This is a genomic window from Blastococcus sp. CT_GayMR20 (assembly GCF_004570345.1).
Genome location: NZ_SPQM01000001.1, coordinates 1 through 21,694 on the forward strand (window position 1 = coordinate 1; position 21,694 = coordinate 21,694).

A 21,694-nucleotide genomic window follows, 5' to 3' on the forward strand; every position below is an offset into this window, starting at 1 on the left:
TGTGCCGCTCCTGGTCGCCGCCGCCGGGCTCCGGTCCGTCGCGACCCAGCCGACCCCGGCTCCCGCGCCGGCCCGTCCGGCGGCCTGTGCCGGGTGCGCCTGCGGGGCCGGCGGCTGCGGAGCCTGATCCCGGATCGGTTCCGGCCCGCTCCTGGGTACGGGGCGGGATGTGAGCGGACAGGGGCGTGAGCATCGCAGCGAGCGCCAGCGAGCGAGGAGCGGAGCCCCCGCGGTAGCGAAGGGGACAGTGTGAGCGGACACGTCTTCGTGGTCGGCGGGGACCTCACCCGGCTCGCGTGCGACGACGTCCTGGTGCCGACCGACCGCACGCTGCGCGTCGCCCCGGGCTGGTGCCCCCTGCTGCCGGCGGACCTCGTGCGCGAGCAGCACGAGGACGGCGCCTGCGTGGAGCTGGAGTGGTCGGGGACGGGTCGCGTCCTGGCGGTGCCCGGGGACGGCGACCGGCGGATCTGGCTGGTCGACACCGTGGACGACGCGGACCGCCAGGGCGAGGACGGCCTCGGCTGGCTGCTGGACGGCGCCCGGCAGGCGCTGGCGGCGGTCGCGGAGCGGGAGGTCAGCACGCCCGCGCACGGGCGGGCCCGGCGGCTGGTCGGCCTGCCGGCGCTGGGCACCGGGTGGGGTGGTGCGGCCGGCGAGCGGGGAGCCCTGCTGCAGCGGCTGCTGCCGGTCCTGCGGGAGGCGGCCGGTGAGCACGGGTTCGACGTGGCGCTGGTGCTGCGCGGGCCCAGCGACCTGGCTGCCGCACAGCGGGTGCGGCGCGGTGAGGACGGCGGGTGGGACCTGCCCCCGCACCTGTTCGAGGTCGCCGAGGAGCTGGGGGAGAAGGCGCGGCGCGGGCAGCTCGCGGTGTTCATCGGCGCCGGGGTGAGCGCGGCCGCCGGCCTGCCCACCTGGGAGCAGCTGCTCGGGGAGCTGGCGGAGCGGTCAGGGCTGGACGACGAGCTGCGCGAGGGGCTGTCGCGGCTGCCCCCGCAGGACTCCGCCGCGCTGCTGGCCCGGGAGCTCGGACGCGAGCGGCTCGAGGCGTTCGTCAAGGAGCGGTTCGGCCCTGGTTCCTACGCGCTGGCGCATGCGCTGATCGCCGACCTGCCCGTGCAGGAGTTCGTGACCACCAACTACGACCCCCTCGTCGAGCTGGCGGCCACCGACATCGGACGCGAGGTCCGCGTGCTGCCGTTCGAGGATGCGGCGCCCGGAGCTCCGTGGCTTTTGAAGCTGCACGGCGACGCCGCCCATCCGGACAGCGTCGTGCTCACGCGCGAGGAGTACCTGCAGTTCGGCGACACCCGTGCGGCACTGGCCGGCGTGCTGCACTCGCTGCTGCTCACCCGGCACGTCCTGTTCGTCGGCACGTCGATGCTCGACGACGACCTGATCCGGATCGCGCACCAGGTGCGCAGCGCACTGCGGATGCAGGGCTCGGCGTCCGGACGTCGCAACGGCACGGTGCTGTCCCTCCGCGAGGACGCCGCGCGCGCCCGGCTCTGGGAGCGGGACGTCGAGACCGTGGCGATGGGCTCGTCCGACACGTCCCCGGCCGAGGCGGCGCGCCGGCTGGAGGTGCTGCTCGACCTGATCGGCTGCCTGTCGACACCACCGACCGGCTACCTGCTCGACCCGGCGTACCGGGGGCTGCTGAGCGAGGAGGAGCGGGCGCTGTCGGCGGCGCTGGCCCGGGTGGCGGGATCGCTGCCGGAGGACGCCGGCTCGTGGGCCGCCGCGGAGGTCGCCGCCCTGCTCCGGCGGCTGGGGCACGGCGGCTCGACGGCACCGGGGGAGGGACCGCCCGCCGACGGCGGCACGCGGGGCCGGGACGACCGCGTGCAGGAGCAGCGGCCCGGCTGAGCCGGAGGTTGCCCGGTGGTCGTCCGGGGCACGCAGCGGGCATGGCGCGACCGGAGAACGGCCTGCAGCTGCTCGCCAAGGGCTACGGCTGGCTGCCCGACAGGCGGCGGGCGCTGGGCCGGCGCACCGTGACCGCCCGCCTCGGCGGACTGCCGGTGACCGCGATCGAGGGGCCCGACGCCGCCCGGTTCCTCTACGACGAGGACCACGTGCAGCGGGCGCACGCCATCCCCGAGCCCGTGCAGGGCACGCTCTTCGGCAAGGGTGCGGTGCACACGCTCGACGGCGACGCGCACCGGGTGCGCAAGGCCATGTTCGTCGCGCTGCTGATGCGCGAGGACGGGATCGCGTCCCTGGTGCAGCGCGCGACGACGGCGTGGGACGACGCCGTCGTGGAGTGGGCCCGACGGCCGGAGATCGTCCTGCTCGAGGAGTCCGCCCAGGTTCTCGCCGGCGCGGTGACCCGCTGGGCGGGCGTGCCCGTGAGCGACGACGAGGTGCCCGCTCTCGCGCGCGACCTGCAGGCGATGGTCGACGGGTTCGCCACCGGCGGGCCCCGTCACTTCCGCGCCCGGCGGGCGCGCGGCCGCCGCGAGAAGTGGCTGGCCCGATCGGTCGAGGAGGTGCGCGCCGGCACGGCGACGGTCGAGGAAGGGTCGGCGGTCGACGTCGTCGCGCGGCACCGCGACGCCGGGGGCGAGCTGCTGGAGCCGCGGGTGGCCGCGGTCGAGCTGCTCAACGTCGTCCGGCCGACCACGGCCGTCAGCTGGTTCGTGGCCTTCACGGGGCACGCGCTGATCCGCTGGCCGGAGAACCGGAAGCGGCTGGCCGACGGCGATCTGGCGTACGCCGAGGCGTTCGCCCACGAGGTGCGCCGCTTCTACCCGTTCGCGCCGTTCATCGGCGGCCGCGCCCCACGGGAGGTCGAGTGGGACGGCGAGCGGATCCCGGAGAACTCGATGGTGCTGCTCGACCTCTACGGCCAGAACCACGACCCCGAACTCTGGGGTGACCCGTACGCCTTCCGCCCGGATCGCTTCCTCGGCCGGGAGATCGGGGCATTCGACCTGGTGCCGCAGGGCGGGGGAGACCCGCGGACCGGGCACCGCTGCCCGGGCGAGCAGATCACGGTCTCGCTGCTGTCCGCGCTCGCCGTCCGGCTGTCCCGCCTGGAGTACGACGTCCCGGAGCAGGACCTCACGATCGCGCTGCACCGGATCCCTGCCAGGCCGGCCGGCGGCGTCCGCCTGAAGGTGTGGGGCACCTCCTCCTGACAGTTGTGCTCTGCTCCGCCGGTGCGGGCAGAGCACGAGCGTCCGGAGGGCGAGGTGGTCAGGCGCCGGGTGACGGGCCGAGGCCCGCGTCCCGGGCCAGTGCCACCGCTTCCGCGCGGCTGGCCGCGTGCAGCTTGGTGAGGACGTCGGACACCCGGTTGCGCACCGTCTTCTCCGAGAGGAACAGGCGGGTGGCGATCGCGGCGTTCGGCAGCCCGTGCGCGACCAGGTCCAGCACCTCGCGCTCGCGGTCGGTCAACTCGGGGAACGGCACGGCGCTCGACCGGCCACGGGAGGACGCGAAGAAGGCGAGCACCCGGTCGGCGATCCGCGGGCCGAACACCGCCTCGGAGCGCGCGGCGGCGCGCACCGCCCGGGCGATGTCGGCGCCCTCGCTCTCCTTGAGCAGGTAGCCGCGGGCGCCGGCGCGCAGCGCGGCGAACACCGAGTCGTCGTCGTCGCTCATGGTCAGGACGACGACCGCGGTCTCCGGCTGGGTGGCGGCGATCGTGGCGGTCGCGGGGACTCCGCCGCCGCCCGGCATCCGCAGGTCCATGAGGACGACGTCGGGCCGCAGGTCAGCGACGACCGCGACCCCCGTCTCGCCGTCCGCGGCCGTGCCCACCACGTCGATGTCGTCGGCGTCCCCGAGGGCGTCGGCGACACCGTCGCGGTAGACCGGGTGGTCGTCGACGACGACCACCCGGATCGGCGCGGTCACCGGGCCGCCAGGGGCAGCCGGGCGCGGACCGTCGTGCCGGCGCCGGACGCCGTCGTCACGTCGAGGCTGCCGCCGAGCTCGGCCGCCCGCTCCCGCATGCTCGTCGACCCCACCCCGGGGACGGCGTCGGCCGGCACGCCGCGGCCGTCGTCGGAGATCTCCACGAGCAGATCGTCGCCGGAGAGCCCGAGGGCGACCGTGCAGGTCGCCGCCCCGGCGTGGCGGACGGCGTTGGCGACCGCCTCGGTGGCGATCCGGTAGGCCGCGACCTCGACCGCGGCCCGCAGCGTCGGGAGCGCCTCGGCCGACACGCTGACGCGGGCGGGGTCCGCCGTCCCGCCGGGACCGCCCGTCGTCACCGGCAGCCGGTAGGCGGCGACGTGCTCGCGCAGCGCGTCGACCAGCCCGAGCTCGTCGAGGGCCGGCGGCCGCAGGTCGTCCACGGCCCGGCGGACGGCGGCGACGGTCCGGCGCATCTGGTCGCGCAGCCGGCCGGCGAAGGCCGCCATCTCCGGCTCGCCGGACAGCCGGCCGGTGAGGCGTTCCAGCTGCAGCGCCATGCCCGCGAGCTCCGGGCCGACGCCGTCGTGCAGGTCGTGCCGCAGCCGGCGGCGCTCCTCCTCCCGCCCGGCGACGATCCGCTCCCGGCTGGCCTGCAGGTCGGCGACCAGCCCGGCCGCCCAGGCCAGCGCGGCGGCGCGGCGGGCGGCGTCGTCCAGGGCGTCCCGCTCGGACCGTCGCCAGCGCTCGCCGGGATGGCGGTGAGTGACGGCGAACCGCCCGACGTCCTGGCCCAGGGAGGTCAGCGGCCAGGTGTCGACGTCGCCGGTGAGCCGGGCGTCGGTGGCGCAGGCGACCGAGGGCAGCCGCGGGTCGGCCGGCTCGATCGCCACCGCGGGCAGCCGGAGCACCCGGGCGACCTCGTCGGCCAGGGCCTGGAGCGCCTCGCTGGGAGCCGCGGCCGAGTCCAGGGTCGAGCCGAGCCGGGTGGCGACCGCGAACGGGTCGCGCCGCTCGCCGTAGAGCAGCCGGTCGACCGCCCGCTGCGCCCGTTCCCAGCCCGCCGCGGCGCCGATCGCGGCCAGCGCCGTCAGCGCGACGGCGATGCGGCGCTGCCCGGCGGTCAGTTCGCCGAGCAGGCCCACGACGACGGCGTAGGCGATCAGCAGGATGCCGGACAGGACGCTGAACACCACCGCCCGGCTGATGACCTGGCCGACGTCGAACAGGCCGTGCCGCAGGACCGCGACGGCGACCGCCAGGGGAAGCGCGGCGAACCCGACGGCGAACAGCGTGCTGGAGATCACCGGCAGGTCGAGCACGACGGAGGCGATCGCGCAGACGAAGAGGACGGACTCGCCGAGCAGGAGCCACTGCAGGCGGGCCCGTTCGGTGCCCTCGGCCCGCCGCATCCGCACCAGCTGGGCGGCGACCCCGACCCCGCCGCCGACCAGGAAGGCGGTGAAGGAGCACAGGAGCAGCACGAGGTTGATCCACAGCCCGACGGCCAGGGGGTTCTCGAACGCGGGCGCGTAGTCCAGCGGGCCGCTCCGGAACATCGCGGCGAGGGTGCCGACGACGACCACGGTGCCGAGCACCCGGGCGATCCGGCGCCACCGCGGCGAGGGCAGCGTGCCGTCGGGGAAGTACAGCGGGACGAGCGCGACGATCACGTAGTACGGGACGAAGCCCCACGCGGCCAGCCACGCGGCGAACGAGGCGCCTGGGCCGGCGGTGGTGCCGGCGAGCGCCACGTACTCGCTCGCCAGCAGGTAGGGCCCCGTGACGACGCTGACCATGAGCAGCCAGCCGACGCGATTGCCGGGCTGCCGGCCGAGCACGAGGGCGGCCACCAGCGGATAAAGCAGGCCGAGGGTGGCGTCACCGGCGTCGACCGGTCGCCCACGTTCGGCCAGGGCGCCCACGGCGATCGCGACCAGCGTGCAGCCGACGCCGAGCGCGGCGAGGATCCCCGGCACCCAGCGAGGCACGCCGGGCGCGGGGGAGCGGCGGTCGGTCGCACCCGGCACGGCCGACATCCTGCCTGCCTCTGCCCGGATCCGGGAGAGCCCTGCAGCGAAAGAGCGCCGCCCCGGACGGGGCGCCCGGGAGATCGGGACGGCCGTCCCTGGGATCGGGGACGCGGGGCGGGCGAATCTCTTCCCCGGAGCCAGACCCCCTGGGAATCCCGGACGACAGACACCCTGGAAGGACCGAACGATGACCACCTCGACCGAGCTGCCGGCCGCCGCACCGGAGACCGAGCTCACGCCCGACACCCGCTTCCGCCGGGTCGGCGGCGCCCTCTCCCTGATGGCCTCGGGGACGCTCGTCTTCGCGAGCCTGCTGATGATCCCCTACGAGAACCAGACGGTCGCCCAGTACCTGCAGACCGGCGTGGACCACCGGACGAACATCCTGTGGGCCGCCGTCGTCCTGCACTTCGGCTACCTGCTCCTGGTGCCGGCGGCGTTCACGCTGATCCGCCTGGCGCGCCGGCGGAACCCGAGGACGTCGATCGTCGCAACGGTGCTCAGCGGCCTCGGCATGGGCCTGTCCGGCATCGTCGTCGTCGACTTCTACGACGTGGCCCTGGCCAACGCGCTGCCCGCCGACGAGGCGCTGCGCATCTTCGACCTGGCCGGCAGCTACGGCCAGGGCGGCCTCGTCGCGGCCCCGTCGGTGATCGGCATGGCCCTGGGCATCAACCTCGCGATGTACGTCGCCTGGAGGGCCCGGGCCATCCCGGTGTTCCCGCTGGTGCTCAGCGTCGTCGGCTGGCTGGTGTTCACCTTCTTCTCCGGTGACGCGTGGCTGCCCTCGCTCGGCAGCGGCCTGGTCGCGATCGGCATGGCGTGGGCCGGCGTCATCGTCTACAAGATGCGCGACGAGATCTGGGCGCGCCTGTGATCCCTACGCAGCACCGGGAGGGTCCGGCAGCGAACTCGCTGCCGGGCCCTCCTGTCATGCGCGGGCCTCGAGCCCGGTGAGCTCCGGCAGGAGTTCGCCCGGATGGACCACGCCGAGCCGCTGGGTCGCCCGGGTGAGGGCGACGTAGAGGTCGTTGTGGCCGCGGACGCCGCCGGCCACGATCCCGGCCGGGTCGACCACCAGCACCGAGTCGAACTCCAGGCCCTTGGCGCCCTCCGGCGGCAGGACGACCGGTCCGGAGGTCAGGTCCTCCGACGTGGCGGGGATCCGTGCCCGGACGGCGGCGGCCACCGCGTCGAGCCGCGACCGGGGGACCAGCACGGCGAGCGTGCCGTCCTCGGCGTCGAGGGCGGCGGCAGCGTCGGCGACGGCGTCGGCCAGCGTCTCGTCGGTCACCCCCAGCGCCCAGGGCCGGATGCCGGTCGTGCGCACCGAGCGGCCGGCGGACGCCGACGAGCCGCCCGCGGCCAGGACCGCGGCGGCGACGTCCATGATCTCGGCCGGCGTGCGGTAGTTGACGGTGAGCTCCTCCAGCCGCCAACTCGGGCCGAGGTGCGGATCGAGCATCGCCGACCAGCTGGTGGCACCGGCCGGTGAACCGGTCTGGGCGACGTCGCCCACCACCGTCATCGACCGGGTCGGGCAGCGGCGCACCAGCAGCCGCCAGGCCATGGCGGACAGCTCCTGCGCCTCGTCGACGATCACGTGCCCGTAGGTCCACGTGCGATCGCCGGCCGCGCGCTCGGCCGTCGTCCGGAAGTCGCTGACCTCCTGCCGCTCGGCGAGACCCTCGGCGTCGAGCAGGTCGCCGACGCTCAGCTCCTCGGCCTCCTCCTCGGTCTCGCTGTCGGTGGACCGGGAGCCGTGCAGCAGGTCGAGGGTCTCCTGCGCGTGCCGGCGGCGCTGCTGCTGCTCCCGCCGGGCCGCCGACCGCTGCGCGGAGTCGTCCTCCCCGAGCAGCTCGTCGGCCTCCTCGAGCAGCGGAACGTCGGCCGGCGTCCACGGTGCCGATGGCGCCCGCAGGAGCAGGTCGCGGTCGGCGTCGCTCCAGCCCGGGGTGACCGCAGCCAGTTCCTCGGCCGAGGCGAAGAGGTCGCGGACCAGCCGCTCGGCGGTCAGCCGCGGCCACAACCGGTCGACGAGGCGGTGCACCACGGTCTCGGCGGCCACCTCCCGGCGCAGGGCCGCGACGTCGGACCGCTCGAGCAGGTTCGCGCCGCCGAGCACGTTCTCGCCCAGCTTGTCGGCGTACTTGCGGGCGACGAGTTCGATCACCGCGCGGGCTGCCGCGGGGCGGGCCTCGTTGTGCACCCGCGAGGCCGAGCGGGCGCGGGAGCGGATCCGGGCGGCGTCGGCCTTCGTGAACCGCAGCACGGTGCCGTCGAGCTCCAGCTCCACCGGTGCGTCGAGGACGGCCTGGCGGCGGCGGACGGCGGCGGCGATCACGTCGGCCATCGCGATCCGCCCCTTGACCTCGACCACCTCCGGGCGCTCGACGCCGGCGGCCTGCAGCCCCGGCCGCAGTCCGCCCACGTCCGAGAGCACCACGCCGGTCTCGCCGAGCGAGGGCAGCACGTCGGCGATGTAGCGCAGGAAGGCCGGCGACGGGCCGACGATGAGCAGGCCGCTGCGGGCCAGCCGTTCCCGGTGCGTGTAGAGCAGGTACGCCGCCCGGTGCAGCGCCACGGCGGTCTTGCCGGTGCCCGGCCCGCCCTGCACGACGAGGGCACCCCGGGCGTCGGCGCGGATGATGCGGTCCTGCTCGGCCTGGATGGTGCGGACGATGTCGGTCATCCGCCCGGTGCGGTTCGCGTTCAGGGCGGCGAGCAGGACGGACTCGCCGGCCAGCCCCGACCGGTCGGTGACGTCCGGGTCGTCGAGGTCGAGGGTCTCGTCGGTGATCGAGACGACGGTCCGGCCGCGGGTGCGGATGTGCCGGCGGCGGCGGACGCCGAGGTCGTGCAGCGGGGTGGCGGTGTAGAACGGCTGCGCCGCCGGTGCCCGCCAGTCGATCAGCAGCGGTTCCTCGACGCCGTCGTCGGCGGGCAGCCCGATCCGGCCCACGTACCGCGGCACGTCGGCGTCCCGGCGGTCCAGCCGGCCGAAGCACAGGCCGCTCTCCGCGGCGTCGAGAGCGACCAGCCGCTCGCTGTAGAGCTGGACCGCGGCCTCCCGCTCGCCGACCGACTGCGGGTTGTGCGCCCTGGTCCCGAGCGCCTCGGCGAGCCGGGCGGCGGCCCGCGCGCGGACGTCGTCCAGGCGGCGGTGCAGTCCCGTCACGTACCCCTGCTCCGCCGCCAGCTCGTCGTCGTCGTCGCGCGGAGCGGGTCGTGCTGAAGACAAACTGATCTCTCTCCGTTGCTCGGTGCACCGCTACCGTGGGGCATGGCCGCAGGCGTCCTGTTCGCGATGGTCCTGCCGGGTCTGGCCATTCTCCTCGTCGTCCTGGCCGTCGCCGAGCATGCCTGGTCGCGACACGGTCGCCGGAGTCCCCTGCACCGGCGGGAGCGGCACGCGCTGTCGGCCGGGGGGATGGACGTCTTCTCCGCCGCGCTGTTCCCCGGCAAGGCGGTCGACCTGGAGCAGCGGCGGGTGCGGGAGATGACCCGCGACGACGTCGACGACGGTGCCCCGCCGTACGGCCGGATCGACCTCGACGGCGGTGTGGCCTACCTCGACGTCAGGTAGTCGGCCAGCTCGACGGGTCGGCTCAGGGCCACGAGGTGCCCGCCCGGGATCTCGTCGACGGTGCGGCCCAGGCGCTCGGCGGCCAGCCGCCGCACGAAGCCGGCCGGGAAGAACCGGTCGTCGCGGCCGCTGACCACGGAGGTCGGGACGTCGGGCCAGCGCTCCAGCGGCCACGGGTCCTCGAAGGGGCGCCCCGACTGCGCGAACGGCTGCTCGAACGCGGCGGCCACCACCTCGGCGGGGACGTCGTGGAAGAAGTACGTCTCCTGGTCCCCGGGGTCCCCGCTCAGGCCGTCGCGCTCGGCGTGTTCGGCGATCGCGCGGGCGTGTCCGGTGACCGTCCACCACTCGCCGCCGGTCTCACCTGCCCGCGGGATCATCGGGTTGACCAGCACCAGGCGCTCGACGGGGACGCGGGCGCAGAGCAGCGGCGCGATGAGGCCGCCCATCGACTGCGCCACCACGACCACCGGCGCCCGGCCGTCGACCGCCGCCACCACGGTGTCGGTGTAGGCGGCCAGGCCGGCGGACTCGTCGTGCGAGGGGAGGTCGACCGCCACCGCCGTGTGGCCGCGGCGCTCCAGCTCCGCCACCAGGCGGTGCCAGTACCAGGCCTGCCCGCCGGCGCCGGGGATGAGCACGAATGTCGTCACAGGGGATGGAACCACCCGGACGCCGGGAAGTCATCGCTCATTCGTCGACGGGCAAGCGCAACTCCGGGGACACCTCGCGGATACATGCGGCTCCTACCGTTCTCGGTGAGCCCGGGACGAGGGGAGAGCGACATGAGCACGAGCACCAAGGAGCGGACCACATGGGTCTGCGACAACTGCCAGGGCGAGACCGCCGCCGTCCGCAAGCGGTGCAAGGACTGCGGGACGTCCCGCTACTGAGGCCGGCTCAGGCGGCCGGCGGCGCGCCGCGCAGCCTCACGACTGCCGAGCGGTAGTACCGGCCGCCGTTCACCCGCCAGGCCATCCGGGCCGAGCGGGGCAGCCCCTCGAGCAGCCGGGCACGGTCCCCGGCGGAGGAGTCCTCCAGCGCCAACCCCAGCACCAGCAGCTGCTCGCGCGCGGTGAGCCGGCAGTGCGACGAGTGCGCGATGGCCGTCCAGTCCTCCGCGCGGAAGTGCTCCGCGAGCATCGGCAGGAGCGTGCGCTCCTCCTCGGCGGTCTGCTCGTCGACCGCGTCGGCCACCGCACGGCAGGCCATCGCGAAGGCGTCGCGGGCGTGGCACGAGCCGACGACCTGCCACTGGCGGGCGGCGGTCGCGACGTCCCGCAGCATGTGGTCGATCCGCGCGCAGCTCGCCGTCCACGCGTCGAGCAGCTGCCGGGCCCCGGCGGCCTCGTCGGCCGGGACTGCGCGCAGCAGCGCCGGCCAGACGGCCTCCCGCTCGACGGAGTGGTGGTGCAGCAGGACCCGGCTGATCAGCTCGGAGTGCCGGGTCAGCGTGACGGTCCGCTCGGCCTCGTCCGCCGGCGCCCAGGTCGCGAGGTCGGCGAGCAGCCGCAGTTCGCGGCGCACCAGCTGGTGCAGCACGCGCTGGTAGGCCACGGCGCGGCAGGCGGCGGGATCCCGGCGGCGGTGGCCAGCGCTCGGCGGCACGGAGTCGTCCCCGGCGGTGCGGGGAGCGGGGATCGACGTGGTCGGTCGGACCGCGGCAGCGGTCATGCGGACACCTCGTTCGACGGTCAGCACTTCAACGACGGAGCGCAGCGCCGGCGGTCCTGCCGGAGCGGATGCGGGGGAGGGTAGGGCCAGGGGGCCCCGTGCGACAGGGGATTCCGGCCGCGGCCCCGAGGGTCGGGGAGGGGTCCACGGCACGCTCGCGGCGCGTCCTTCCGGCCTGTCACGGAACCCTCTCGCTGTGACCCGGAGGTGCGGCACCGCGCTGCACGTCCGTCCCATAGGGTCGTCGGGTGGGAAACGTCGTCGCGCGGAACGCCGTCCGCGTCAGCGGGGTCGCCGAAGGCCGGCCGATGCTCTTCGTGCACGGCTTCGGCTGCGACCAGGCGATGTGGCGGTTCGTCGCGCCCGATTTCGAGGTCGACCACCGCGTCGTCCTCCTCGACCTGGTGGGGTCCGGCAGGTCCGACCTCAGCGCCTACGACCCCGAGAAGTACAACTCCCTGCGCGGCTACGCCGAGGACATCGTCGAGGTCTGCCGGGAGCTCGAGCTCACCGACGTCGTCCTGGTCGGGCACTCGGTCAGCGCCATGATCGGCGTGCTGGCCTGCCAGCGGGCACCGGAGCTGTTCGGGGCGCTGGTCATGGTCGGCCCCAATCCGCGTTACGTCGACGACGGCGACTACGTCGGGGGCTTCAGCCGCACCGACATCGCCGGGCTGCTCGACGCCCTCGACGCCAACCACCTCGGCTGGTCCGCCCAGATGGCACCGGTGATCATGGGCAATCCCGAGCACCCCGAGCTGGCCGACGAGCTGACCAACAGCTTCTGCCGCACCGACCCAGGGATCGCCGCGCAGTTCGCCCGTGTGACGTTCCTGTCGGACAACCGCGTCGACCTGCCCACGGTCTCCGTCCCCACCCTCGTCCTGCAGTGCAGCGAGGACGCGATCGCCCCGGAAGTCGTGGGCCGGTTCGTGGCCGAGCACGTGCCGGACAGCGTGTTCACCCAGCTGGAGGCGACGGGCCACGTCCCCCACCTGAGCGCTCCGGAGGAGACCACGGCAGCGATCCGCGCCTTCCTGACGGGATGAGCACAGGGGACGGCGGTATGGACCCAGTCGGCAACCCCGGGAGCGACCCCCGCGCGCAGCTCGGCCGGCTGCTCGAGGAGGACCCGGCCGACCTCTACGAGAACGCACCGATGGGCTACCTGTCGACGCTGCCCGACGGCCGGATCGTCAAGGTCAACCGGACGTTCTGCGCCTGGACCGGCCGGGCGGCCGACGACCTGATCGGATCGCGGTTCCAGGACCTGCTCAGCATCGGCGGCCAGGTCTTCCACGAGACGCACCTGTCGCCGCTGCTGCGCATGCAGGGAGCGGTCCGGGAGATCGCCCTCGACGTCGTCCGCGTGGACGGGTCCCTGCTGCCGTGCCTGCTCAACGCCGTCGAGCTGCGCGACGAGTCCGGCGCCCCGCTCCTCGTGCGGGCGACGCTCTTCGAGGCGACGGCGCGGCGCCGGTACGAGCGCGAGCTGCTCGCGGCGCAGCGGGCGGCGGAGGAGTCCGAGGCCCGGTCCAGCATCGTGCAGAGGGTCGTGTCCGACCTCGCTGCGGCGACCTCGGTGCGCGGCGTCGCGGCGGTGATCGTGCAGCACGGACGCGAAGCGATCCGCGCCCGGGGCGCGGCGCTGGTGCTCGTGGAGGACCCGCATGACGGTCCGGACGCCATGCCGACCCTCCGCGTCGCGGACGCCGACGGGCTGGCTCCGGACCTGCTGGCGGAACTCCAGCTCGCCGCCGCGAGCCAGCTGACGCTGGAACTGGAGCAGGGGGTGCGCTCCGTGCCGCTCGATGACCGGCTCAGGGCGAGGCAGCCGGGGGTGGCCGCCGCGATGGAGGCCGACGGGCTGGCGGGCCTGGTCACGGTGCCGGTGACGGCCGACAGCCGGCGGCTCGGCGTGCTGCTCCTGGGACTCGGCGTCCCCGGCGACCTGATCAGCCTCGAGGAGCCCGACGACGCCGGCTCGCCCACGCCGGCCGACGTCGACCTGCTCTGGACACTGGGCCGGCAGGCCGGGCAGGCGCTGGAGCGCGCGCGGCTGCACGAGGAGACGGCGCGGCAGGCGGAGCGGGCGGCCTTCCTGCTGGAGGCGGCCCGACTGCTGGCGGGTGCGGCGGACGTCCCCGAGACGGTGGAGCGGCTGGGCGACCTCGCCGTCCGGAAGCTGGCCGACCTCTGCGTCATCGACCTGGCCACGGAGCAGGGGCTCACCCGTGCCACGGTCCGGCACCGGGATCCCGCGATGCAGCCGATGGCCGACGAGCTGCGGGAGCGGCACCTGGGCGGCGGCGGGCGGGAGCAGCACCCGAGCATCCAGGCGGTGCGGGAGGGCGGCACCCGGTGGATGCGCTCCGTGCCGGAGGACTTCATCCGGGAGACCGCTCTCGACGAACGGCAGGCCGAGGTGGTCCTGGCGCTGGACCTGGTGAGCATCGTCGCGGTGCCGCTGGTCGCCGACGGACGGCGGCTCGGGGTGCTGACCCTGTGCGCGGACCGGCAGCGAGGCGGCTTCACCGCGGCGGACGTGGAGGTGGCCGAGCAGCTGGGTCTGCAGGTGTCGCTGGTGGTGGCGAAGGCGCAGCGCTACGAGACCGACGTCCGCACCTCGCACACGCTCCAGGCCAACCTGCTCCCGCCGGCGCCCCCGGCGCTCACCGGGATCGCGACCGCGGTCCGGTACCTGGCGGCGAGCTACGGCGTCGAGGTGGGCGGCGACTTCTACGACGTGGTGGAGTTGCCGAACGCCCACGTCGCCCTGGCGGTCGGCGACGTCGTCGGCCACGACATCACCGCGGCGGCCACGATGGGACAGCTGAACAGCGTCTACCGGGCGCTGCTGGCCGACCGCCCGTCGCCCAGCTCGATGATCGACCGCCTGCAGGCCTCGTGGTCGCTGCTCGGGCTGCAACGCATGGCCACCGCTCTGTTCGCCACGCTCGATCCGGCGACCGGGCAGCTGCGGGTGGCGTCGGCCGGGCACCTGCCGCCGCTGCTGCTCACCGATGGCCACGCCGAGTTCCTGCCGGTGACACCGAGCCGGATGCTCGGCGCCCCCCCGGCCCCGGCGCCAGCACTGGAATGGGCGGGTGTGGTGCCGGTCGGCGCGACGCTGGTGCTCTACACCGACGGGCTGGTCGAGAGCCGGTCGGCCGACATCGACGAGGGCCTGGCCCACCTCCTGGCCGCGGCGGCCGGAGCGGGCACGTCGGACCCGGACGAGCTGTGCGACCGCCTGCTCGCCGACATGACCGGGACCCACCGCGCCGACGACATCGCGCTCCTGGCACTGACCCGCCTCTAGCCCCTTGACCGGCGGGGGTGCCGTGGCGACCCTGAACACGTTGATGGGGGCCGGCATGGGCGAGATCGACACCCGCGCGAGCGAGGGGCAGACGGCCGTCCCGGTGCACTCGCCGGACCCCGACGTCCGACCGTGGGACCCCGACCGCAGCCGACCCCGATTTCCGCCACCTCCGGAGGAGGCGTGATGGCAGACCCCGTGAACCCCGTCGCGGAGGCGATCGACGGTGCGACCGGCGACTGGTCGATGTCCGGGGACGCGATGCGCTGGTCTCCGGACCTCGCGGAGCGCCAGCCGTCCCTGGGCGAGTTGCGGGGCATGGACGTCGCGGCCGGCATCGGCGCGGGGCTCGGACTGGACATGACGGGTGTGCGCCGGCTGGTCTCCGGCGCGCTGAACTCCCTCGGCGCCGTCGCCAGTGACGTCGTCACCGAGATCCGTCAGCTCACCCGGGGCCCGCAGGGCGAGGAGGAGCCGCCTCAGGCCGCTCCGCGGTAGACCTGGACCGGCACACCGGGCGCCTCGGCCGGGAAGGCGAGCACGCTGCCGGCCAGGGGCTGCGAGGCCGGCCCGCCGGGTCCGAGGTGCGCGCTCGAGGTGGTCACGTAGAGCGTGGTGAGGTGCGCCCCCCCGAACGCGAGGCTGGTGGGGTGGGTGACCGGCATCGGGACCACGTCGGTCAGCGCCCCGCCGGCGTCGTAGCGGTGCACCGCCCCGCCGGCGAAGAGGGCCACCCAGACCCCGCCTGCCTGATCGGTGGCCAGCCCGTCCGGCAGGCCGGCCCCGTCGTCGATCCGGACGAACACCTCGCGGTCGCCCAGCCGGCCACCCTCGAGGTCGTAGTCGTACCGCCAGATCACCCGGCGGGGCGTGTCGACCAGGTAGAAGGTCGTGTTGTCGGCGTCCCACGCCAGCCCGTTGGACGAGGACAGGCCTGATTCGGCGAGGCGCACGGAGCCGTCGAGGTCCACGACGTGCAACGTGGCCCGGGCACCGCCCTCGCGGTCCCAGGTCCCGATCCACAGCCGGCCGCGGGCGTCGCACTTCCCGTCGTTCAGGGTCGTGGCGGGCGTCCCGGCGTCCACCTGGCAGATCTCCACCCGGGTGCCGTCGGGGCGCCAGCGCCACACCGTGCTGCCACCGGCCACGACGAGTCCGCCGGAGCCGTCGGGGACGGCGATGCTGACCGGACCCTCTGCGTCGAGGGCCGTCTCGGCGTCCTGCTCGGCGGACCAGCGGACCACCCGTTCGGCCCGGATGTCGACACGCAGCAGCTCCCGCCGTGCGGCGTCCCAGAACGGGCCCTCGCCCACCAGGTCCTGTGCCCGCAGCGCCACGCGGACGTGCTCGTCGCCCGTCGGATCGGACCTGCGGGCCGCATCCCCACGACGTGCCGTCATGTCCAAACTCTATACATGATTAGAAGAGTTTGTTAGCTTCGCCGTGAGGCCGGTCACGTCGGCCCAGGACAGGTGACCCTGCCGTGCTCCGCGCGGCGCCCGAGCTGAGAGAAGGACCATGTCTGGCAAGTCGTCCCGCCGGGGCCTGAAGTACGGGGCCTCGATGACCGCCCTCGCGCTCGTCCTCACCGGTTGCCTCAGCGAGTCGCCGGAGGAGAGCTCGGAGTCCGTCGCGGCGGACCCCGAGGCCATCGCCGACGCCGCAGAGTCGGAGGGATCGCTCACCTGGTACACGTCCATCCCCGAGGCCATCTCGACCTCCGCGGTGGAGGGCTTCGAGGCGAAGTACGACATCACGGTGGAGATGATCGTGCTCACGTCCGGACTCATGACGACCCGGTACGCCAGCGAGATGGATGCGGGGAACTCGCCCGCGGACGTGGTAACCGTCGCCGATCCCGTCTTCTTCGGCGACGCGGTGTCGAAGGAGTGGATGGAGACCCTCGACGAGGAAGACGTCCCGGCGCTCGCCGACTGGCCGGAGGACGCCCTGCGCGAGGACGCCTACGCGCTGGTGAACATCCAGCCGATCGGCGTCACGATCGACACGAACAAGGCCGACCCCGAGGACTTCGAGACGTGGGAGCAGCTGCTCGACCCCTCGGTGAAGGGCCAGCTCTACCTCGTGAACCCGGCCAACGTGCCGAACTGGCTGGCGCACATGCAGATGATGAGCGACACCTACGGCGAGGACTTCCTCCCCTCGCTGGCCGCGCAGGACCCGACGCTGGTCGACAGCGCCGTCCCGGGTGCCCAGCAGCTGGCGGCCGGCGCCGGGACGGTCGTCTACCCGAGCCTGCTGTCGGTCAGCAACCCCCTGAAGGCGCAGGGTGCCAGTGTGGAGACGGTGTTCCCGACGCCGACCACGGGTGTGGAGCAGTACGCCGGCATCTCGACCAGCGCACCGCACCCCAACGCCGCCCGCCTGTTCATGGACTACCTCCTCACCGAGGAGGCCCAGCAGATCATCAACGAGAACATCGGGTCCTCGGTGCTCGGTGACCTCGAGGGCACCGTGCCCCTGCCCGAGGGCTACGAGTCGCCGGACGTCCCCGGGGCCGTCGCCAAGAAGGCCGAGATCCTCTCCGCGCTGGGCCTGGGATGACGGCGCGGTCGGGGACGAAGGAGGCCGGTGCGGTGACCGGTGCGGCAGCGGACCAGCGGCGCGGGTCCCGCCCCGCGGACGCGCTGGGCATCGAGGTCGACAGCCTGCGCAAGGAGTTCGTGGACGACCACGGCAACCGCGTCGCCGCCGTCGACAACGTGAGCCTGGCCGTCCCCGCCGGGGAGTTCCTCGTCCTGCTCGGCCCGAGCGGGTGCGGCAAGACGACGCTCCTGCGGTGCCTGGCCGGCCTCGAGGTGCCCGACTCCGGCGAGATCCGGCTCTCCGGCCGCACCGTCTTCGGTGCCGGGTCACGGGCGGAGATGACGGCCGACCGCCGCGTCGGCATGGTGTTCCAGAGCTACGCGCTCTGGCCGCACATGACGGTGGAGGAGAACGTCGGCTACCCGCTCTCGACCGGCCCGCGCAGCGCGCGGATGTCGAAGGCGGAGGCCCGCGAGCGGGTGACGGAACTGCTGCAGCTCATGCGTCTGGACGCGATGGCCGAGCGCAAGCCGAACCAGCTCAGCGGCGGCCAGCAGCAGCGGGTCGCCCTCGCCCGCGCCATCGCGGCCGGCAACGACGTCGTGCTGTTCGACGAGCCCCTGTCGAACATCGACGCCAAGGTCCGCGAGGCGCTCCGGCTCGAGCTTCGCAGCATGCAGCGGCGGCTCGGCTTCACCGCCGTCTACGTCACCCACGACCAGACGGAGGCCCTGGAACTGGCCGACCGGATCGCGGTCATGCGCGACGGCCGCGTCGTGCAGCTGGGCACCCCCGAGGAGATCTACCGGGCTCCGCTTACCCGGTACGTCGCCAACTTCGTGGGCATCTCGAATGTCCTCCCCGCCACGCGGACCGCCGAGCGGCCCGACCGGCTGAGCGCGTTCGACACGGCGCTCGGAACGATCACCGTGACCGCCGCCGGGGCCGAGGAGGCCGAGCGGGTCGCGGTCACCAGCCGCGCCCACTCGTGGTGGATCCGGGCCGACGGGCCGACGTCGGGGCACAACGCCTGGCAGGGGCGCGTGGTCAGCGCGGCCTACCTCGGCATGTACACCGAGTTCATCGTCGACGTCGGCGGGACCCTCGTGCGCGTGTGGCACGACCACGGCAACGGCGCCCGCAACCTCGAAGAGGGTGACCTCGTGTGGGTCGGGGTCTCGCCCGAGGACTGCGTGGTCGTGGTCGACGATGAGTGAGGCGCTGCTCGAGCGCCCCCAGGCGCCGCTGCCGTCCCCGCCGCCGGTACGCCGCGGCCTGCGGCGGCTGTCCCCGCTCACCGTCGTCACCTGGTTGCTGGCGGCCCTGTTGGCGTTCTTCATCGCCTATCCGCTGGTGCAGGCCCTGCTCGGCCTCATCGGGCTCGACGCCGTCCCCGGCCAGACCGCCGACTCGCCGTGGGGCGTCATCACCCACCCGGAGACGCTGCGGGCGCTGCTCAACACCGCGATCCTGGTGCTCAGCGGCGGTGCGATCGCGGTCCTCATCGGCGCGGCCTTCGCCTGGCTCAACGAACGCACGAATGCGCGGATCGGCTGGCTCGCCGAGGTGCTGCCGCTGATCTCGATGTTCGTGCCGTCCCTGGCCGCCGCGATCGGCTGGGTCTTCCTGCTCGACCCCGACGTCGGCCTGCTGAACATGGCGCTGCGCGGGCTCCTGTCGCCGCTCGGGATCTCGCTGGACGAGGGACCGCTGAACATCTACTCCTGGTACGGCCTCATCTGGACCTATGCCGTCTTCCTGGTGCCCTTCGCCTACCTCGCCATCGCCAACGGGCTGCAGTCGCTCGACCCGTCGCTGGAGGAGGCGTCCCGGACCGCCGGCGCCGGTCCGGCCCGGACGTTCTTCCGGATCACCCTCCCCAGCCTGAAGCCGGCGCTGGGCAGTTCGATCATGCTGGTCGTCGTCATGGGCATGGCGCTCTTCTCGATCCCGGTGATCATCGGGACGCGCGCCGGCATCGAGGTGCTGCCGGTCCTGATCGTCCAGGACGTGACCCAGAGCTACCCCGTCGACGAGCTGTCGGCACTGTCGCGCAGTGCGATCCTTCTGGCGATCGTGCTGCTGGCCGGATTCCTGCAGCGCCGCTTCGTCGGAGCGCACCGGGCGCAGGCGTTCGCGACCATCGGGGGCAAGGGCAGCCGCGCGAGCACCACCGAGCTCGGGAAGGCCAAGTGGCCGGCCCGCGTCCTCATGGTGGGGTACCTGGCCGCCGCCGCCGTGCTGCCGTTCCTCGGCCTGGTCCTCGTGAGCCTGCAGAACTTCTGGAGCGCCACGATCGACTGGGCCTCGCTGGACTTCTCCGCCTACGCGGAGATGTTCAGCCGCCCGGTGCTCCGCGAGGGCATGCGCAACAGCTTCCTGCTCGCCACCGGGTGCGCCACCGTGGTGATCCTCTTCGCCGTCCTCATCACCCGGCTGACCGAGTACTCCCGCGGCGGTGCGCCGCGGATCGTCGACGGCATCGTGAAGGCGCCGGCGGCCATCCCGCACATCGTCTTTGCGCTCGCGCTGATCGCCGCCTTCGGCGGGCCGCCGTTCGGCTGGACGGGCACGGCCCTGATCCTGATCGCGGCCTACATCGTCATGTACCTGCCGCAGGCGACGTTCTACTCGGCGGCGGCGCTGCAGCAGATCGGCCGGCCGCTGGTCGAGGCGTCGTCGGTGTCCGGGGCATCGGACACCCGGACGCTCCGGCGCGTCCTGCTGCCGCTGATGGTGCCCGGCCTGGTGTCGGGGTGGGCGCTGATCTTCGTGCTCATGGCCGGCGACATCACGGCGTCGGCGATGCTGGCGAGCACGCGGACGCCGGTCGTCGGCTTCGTCATGCTCGACCAGTGGAGCCACGGGAGCTACCCGACGATCGCCGCCCTCGGCGTCACGCTGACCGTGGTGAGCACGCTGGTCGTCATGACCGCGCTGCGCGTCCGGAACCGCTACCGCCTCCGATGAGGACCGCACGCACTCCGCAGAGATCCAGGACGAGGAAGGGGACGTAGATGTCGGCATCGCTGGAGGACCGGATCGGCCGGCTCGAGGACAGGGCGGCGATCCAGGAGCTCGGCGTCCTCTACGGGTTCATCATGGACGAGCGCGACGAGAAGGGGATCCGCGAGATCTTCTGCGAGGACGCGACGCTCCGCTCCGAGGACGGCGTCTTCGCCGCCAACGGCCTGGAGGAGATCGTGTCGACCTACCTGGGCCGGTTCGCCGCCCTGGGGCCGACGAACCACTTCTCCCACGGGCACGTCGTCCGCCTCGACGACGCCGATCGCAACCGCGCCACCGGGTTGCTGGCGTCGCACGCCGAGGTGTCGCGCAACGGCGTCGCGATGCAGGTCGCGCTGCGCTACAAGGACACCTACCGCAAGGAGGACGGCCGGTGGAAGTTCGCCGACCGGCTGATGGGCTACATGTACTACCTGCCGTTCAGCGAGCTGCCCGAGGGACTCGGCGACCGCAACAGCGTCCGGGCCTACGGCGACCACCGGCCCAGCGACTGGCCCGAGGTCCTCTACTCCGACAGCGGGAACGCGTTCCTGGAGCAGTACTACCGCTGACGCGGTCCGGAACGCCGGTCAGTCGACCAGTGGAAGCACCTCGGCGCCGAAGAGCTCCATCTGCCGGATGCTCTCCTCGACCGGCATGCCGGGCCACTGCACGCGGAGCACGAAGTCGGTCATGCCGACGTCGCGGCGCAGCGCGTTGAGTCCGGCCGCGATCTCCTCGGGGGAGCCGAGAAGGAGGCGCCTACTCAGGGTCTCCTCGTTCTCCGCCGCCATCCCGGCCACGGAGGCGCCTTCTTTCCCCATGCCCCACGTGAGGTACGTGCGACTGCGGCCGCTCACGAACGGTTCGATGCGGGCGGCGGCGGCCGACGGCGTTTCTGCGATGTACATGTCCCGTCTGATCGGGACACTGCTCGGTGCGCCGCGGCCGAGCTGGTCACGCTTCCTCCGGTACTCGGTCTGCAGCACCCGCAGCTGGGCGTGGTCGACGAAAGGTGGCGGGTAGAAGGCGTCACCGATCCGGGCCGCGCGGTCGGCGGACGGCGAGGTGCCGCCGGCGATCCAGATGGGCGGCCCGGGCCGCTGGACGGGGGAGACGATCGACTGCGATGCCGGGACGTCGAAGAACCGGCCGTGGTGTTCCACCTCACCGCCCGCCCACAGAGCGCGGAGGATCGCCACCGACTCCTCGAACCGTGCGGTTCTCTCCCGGCGATCGATCCCGAAGATCTCGAACTCGCGGTCGGTGTATCCGAGACCCAGACCGCAGACGACTCTGCCGCCGGATATCGCATCCAGCGTCGCCACCTGTTCGGCCACCTCCACGGGATGCAGCAGCGGCAGGAGGAGGATCGCGGTGCCGAGCCGCATGTCGGGGAAGGCGGACGCGAGGCTCGCCAGGTAGGGAATCGGCTGGTAGAAGCGCAGGCCGTCGGGCAGGAAGTGCTGCCCGGACGTCATCAGGTCGAGGCCGAAGGCGCGGCCGGTCTCCAGCAGTGCGACGTGTTCGTCGAACTGCTGCCGCGGGTCGACATCTGGCCCGTGCACCCAGTCCAGCACCAGACCCACGCGGAGCTCGGGCAGCCCTGTGCGGCTCATCGGTACTCCTGGACGAGAACTATGTGCATAGTTATCATGGGTC

Annotated in this window: 19 protein-coding genes; 12 read left to right on the top strand and 7 right to left on the bottom strand. The window is 73.7% G+C overall.

Annotated features, from left to right (window positions below; all coding sequences use genetic code 11):
* The first annotated feature begins 249 nt into the window (after nucleotides 1-249).
* Both E4P40_RS00005 and E4P40_RS00010 read left to right on the top strand, forming a co-directional pair.
* Nucleotides 250-1,869, top strand: a complete 1,620-nt coding sequence (locus E4P40_RS00005; RefSeq protein WP_135156491.1) for an SIR2 family protein — start codon at nucleotides 250-252, stop codon at nucleotides 1,867-1,869.
* Between the two features lie 41 nt (nucleotides 1,870-1,910).
* The gene (locus tag E4P40_RS00010; protein ID WP_135156493.1) at nucleotides 1,911-3,143 is read left to right on the top strand and encodes a cytochrome P450; all 1,233 of its coding nucleotides are present in this window, start codon (nucleotides 1,911-1,913) and stop codon (nucleotides 3,141-3,143) included.
* A 58-nt stretch (nucleotides 3,144-3,201) separates the two neighbouring features.
* Here the strand turns inward: E4P40_RS00010 and E4P40_RS00015 are convergent, their stop codons facing one another.
* Nucleotides 3,202-3,864: a response regulator transcription factor gene (locus E4P40_RS00015; RefSeq protein WP_245160068.1), complete on the bottom strand. Its 663-nt coding sequence runs from the start codon at nucleotides 3,862-3,864 to the stop codon at nucleotides 3,202-3,204.
* Nucleotides 3,861-5,894 carry a sensor histidine kinase gene (locus E4P40_RS00020; RefSeq protein ID WP_135156494.1) on the bottom strand — a complete coding sequence of 678 codons (2,034 nt, stop codon included), beginning with the start codon at nucleotides 5,892-5,894 and terminating at the stop codon, nucleotides 3,861-3,863. The genes E4P40_RS00015 and E4P40_RS00020 overlap by 4 nt, the downstream gene beginning before the upstream one ends.
* A 190-nt stretch (nucleotides 5,895-6,084) precedes the next feature.
* On the opposite strand from E4P40_RS00020, the gene E4P40_RS00025 reads away from it, so the two are divergent.
* Complete coding sequence (locus E4P40_RS00025; RefSeq protein ID WP_135156496.1) at nucleotides 6,085-6,774, top strand: hypothetical protein; 690 nt, start codon at nucleotides 6,085-6,087, stop codon at nucleotides 6,772-6,774.
* 54 nt (nucleotides 6,775-6,828) lie between these two features.
* Here the strand turns inward: E4P40_RS00025 and E4P40_RS00030 are convergent, their stop codons facing one another.
* Entirely contained in the window at nucleotides 6,829-9,138 is a 2,310-nt protein-coding gene (locus E4P40_RS00030; RefSeq protein WP_245160069.1) for a helicase, read from the bottom strand.
* Between the two features lie 42 nt (nucleotides 9,139-9,180).
* Between E4P40_RS00030 and E4P40_RS00035 the strand changes: the two genes are divergently transcribed.
* The gene (locus E4P40_RS00035; RefSeq protein ID WP_135156498.1) at nucleotides 9,181-9,483 is read left to right on the top strand and encodes a DUF6191 domain-containing protein; all 303 of its coding nucleotides are present in this window, start codon (nucleotides 9,181-9,183) and stop codon (nucleotides 9,481-9,483) included.
* Here E4P40_RS00035 and E4P40_RS00040 read toward each other — a convergent pair.
* Both E4P40_RS00040 and E4P40_RS00045 read right to left on the bottom strand, forming a co-directional pair.
* A complete protein-coding gene (locus E4P40_RS00040; RefSeq protein WP_135156500.1) occupies nucleotides 9,465-10,136 on the bottom strand; it encodes an alpha/beta hydrolase in 672 nt (223 codons plus the stop codon). The genes E4P40_RS00035 and E4P40_RS00040 overlap by 19 nt on opposite strands.
* 247 nt (nucleotides 10,137-10,383) lie before the next feature.
* Nucleotides 10,384-11,157 carry a hemerythrin domain-containing protein gene (locus tag E4P40_RS00045; protein ID WP_135156502.1) on the bottom strand — a complete coding sequence of 258 codons (774 nt, stop codon included), beginning with the start codon at nucleotides 11,155-11,157 and terminating at the stop codon, nucleotides 10,384-10,386.
* Nucleotides 11,158-11,405: 248 nt separating this feature from the next.
* Here E4P40_RS00045 and E4P40_RS00050 point away from each other — a divergent pair, with 248 nt between their 5' ends.
* Genes E4P40_RS00050 through E4P40_RS00060 form a run of 4 tightly spaced genes read left to right on the top strand, consistent with a single transcriptional unit; the run spans nucleotide 11,406 to nucleotide 14,977 of the window.
* Complete coding sequence (locus E4P40_RS00050; protein WP_245160070.1) at nucleotides 11,406-12,206, top strand: alpha/beta hydrolase; 801 nt, start codon at nucleotides 11,406-11,408, stop codon at nucleotides 12,204-12,206.
* A complete protein-coding gene (locus tag E4P40_RS29270) occupies nucleotides 12,203-14,479 on the top strand; it encodes a SpoIIE family protein phosphatase (RefSeq protein ID WP_280790564.1) in 2,277 nt (758 codons plus the stop codon). Before E4P40_RS00050 ends, E4P40_RS29270 begins: the two co-directional genes overlap by 4 nt.
* A 22-nt stretch (nucleotides 14,480-14,501) precedes the next feature.
* Nucleotides 14,502-14,666: a hypothetical protein gene (locus E4P40_RS27850; RefSeq protein ID WP_167762055.1), complete on the top strand. Its 165-nt coding sequence runs from the start codon at nucleotides 14,502-14,504 to the stop codon at nucleotides 14,664-14,666.
* Complete coding sequence (locus E4P40_RS00060; protein WP_135156504.1) at nucleotides 14,666-14,977, top strand: hypothetical protein; 312 nt, start codon at nucleotides 14,666-14,668, stop codon at nucleotides 14,975-14,977. Before E4P40_RS27850 ends, E4P40_RS00060 begins: the two co-directional genes overlap by 1 nt.
* Here the strand turns inward: E4P40_RS00060 and E4P40_RS00065 are convergent.
* Nucleotides 14,959-15,879, bottom strand: coding sequence for an SMP-30/gluconolactonase/LRE family protein (locus E4P40_RS00065; RefSeq protein ID WP_135156506.1), 921 nt, complete (start codon nucleotides 15,877-15,879; stop codon nucleotides 14,959-14,961). The genes E4P40_RS00060 and E4P40_RS00065 overlap by 19 nt on opposite strands.
* A 118-nt stretch (nucleotides 15,880-15,997) precedes the next feature.
* On the opposite strand from E4P40_RS00065, the gene E4P40_RS00070 reads away from it, so the two are divergent.
* Genes E4P40_RS00070 through E4P40_RS00085 form a run of 4 tightly spaced genes read left to right on the top strand, consistent with a single transcriptional unit; the run spans nucleotide 15,998 to nucleotide 20,604 of the window.
* Nucleotides 15,998-17,044, top strand: a complete 1,047-nt coding sequence (locus E4P40_RS00070; RefSeq protein WP_135156508.1) for an extracellular solute-binding protein — start codon at nucleotides 15,998-16,000, stop codon at nucleotides 17,042-17,044.
* Nucleotides 17,045-17,076: 32 nt separating this feature from the next.
* Complete coding sequence (locus E4P40_RS00075) at nucleotides 17,077-18,243, top strand: ABC transporter ATP-binding protein (RefSeq protein ID WP_209305138.1); 1,167 nt, start codon at nucleotides 17,077-17,079, stop codon at nucleotides 18,241-18,243.
* Nucleotides 18,236-19,996: an iron ABC transporter permease gene (locus E4P40_RS00080; RefSeq protein ID WP_135156513.1), complete on the top strand. Its 1,761-nt coding sequence runs from the start codon at nucleotides 18,236-18,238 to the stop codon at nucleotides 19,994-19,996. Before E4P40_RS00075 ends, E4P40_RS00080 begins: the two co-directional genes overlap by 8 nt.
* A gap of 47 nt (nucleotides 19,997-20,043) precedes the next feature.
* Nucleotides 20,044-20,604, top strand: a complete 561-nt coding sequence (locus tag E4P40_RS00085; protein ID WP_135156515.1) for a nuclear transport factor 2 family protein — start codon at nucleotides 20,044-20,046, stop codon at nucleotides 20,602-20,604.
* 18 nt (nucleotides 20,605-20,622) lie between these two features.
* Here E4P40_RS00085 and E4P40_RS00090 read toward each other — a convergent pair whose 3' ends face one another.
* Nucleotides 20,623-21,651 (bottom strand): LLM class flavin-dependent oxidoreductase, encoded by a 1,029-nt coding sequence (locus tag E4P40_RS00090; protein WP_135156517.1) that lies wholly within the window; start codon nucleotides 21,649-21,651, stop codon nucleotides 20,623-20,625.
* Nucleotides 21,652-21,694: the final 43 nt, after the last annotated feature.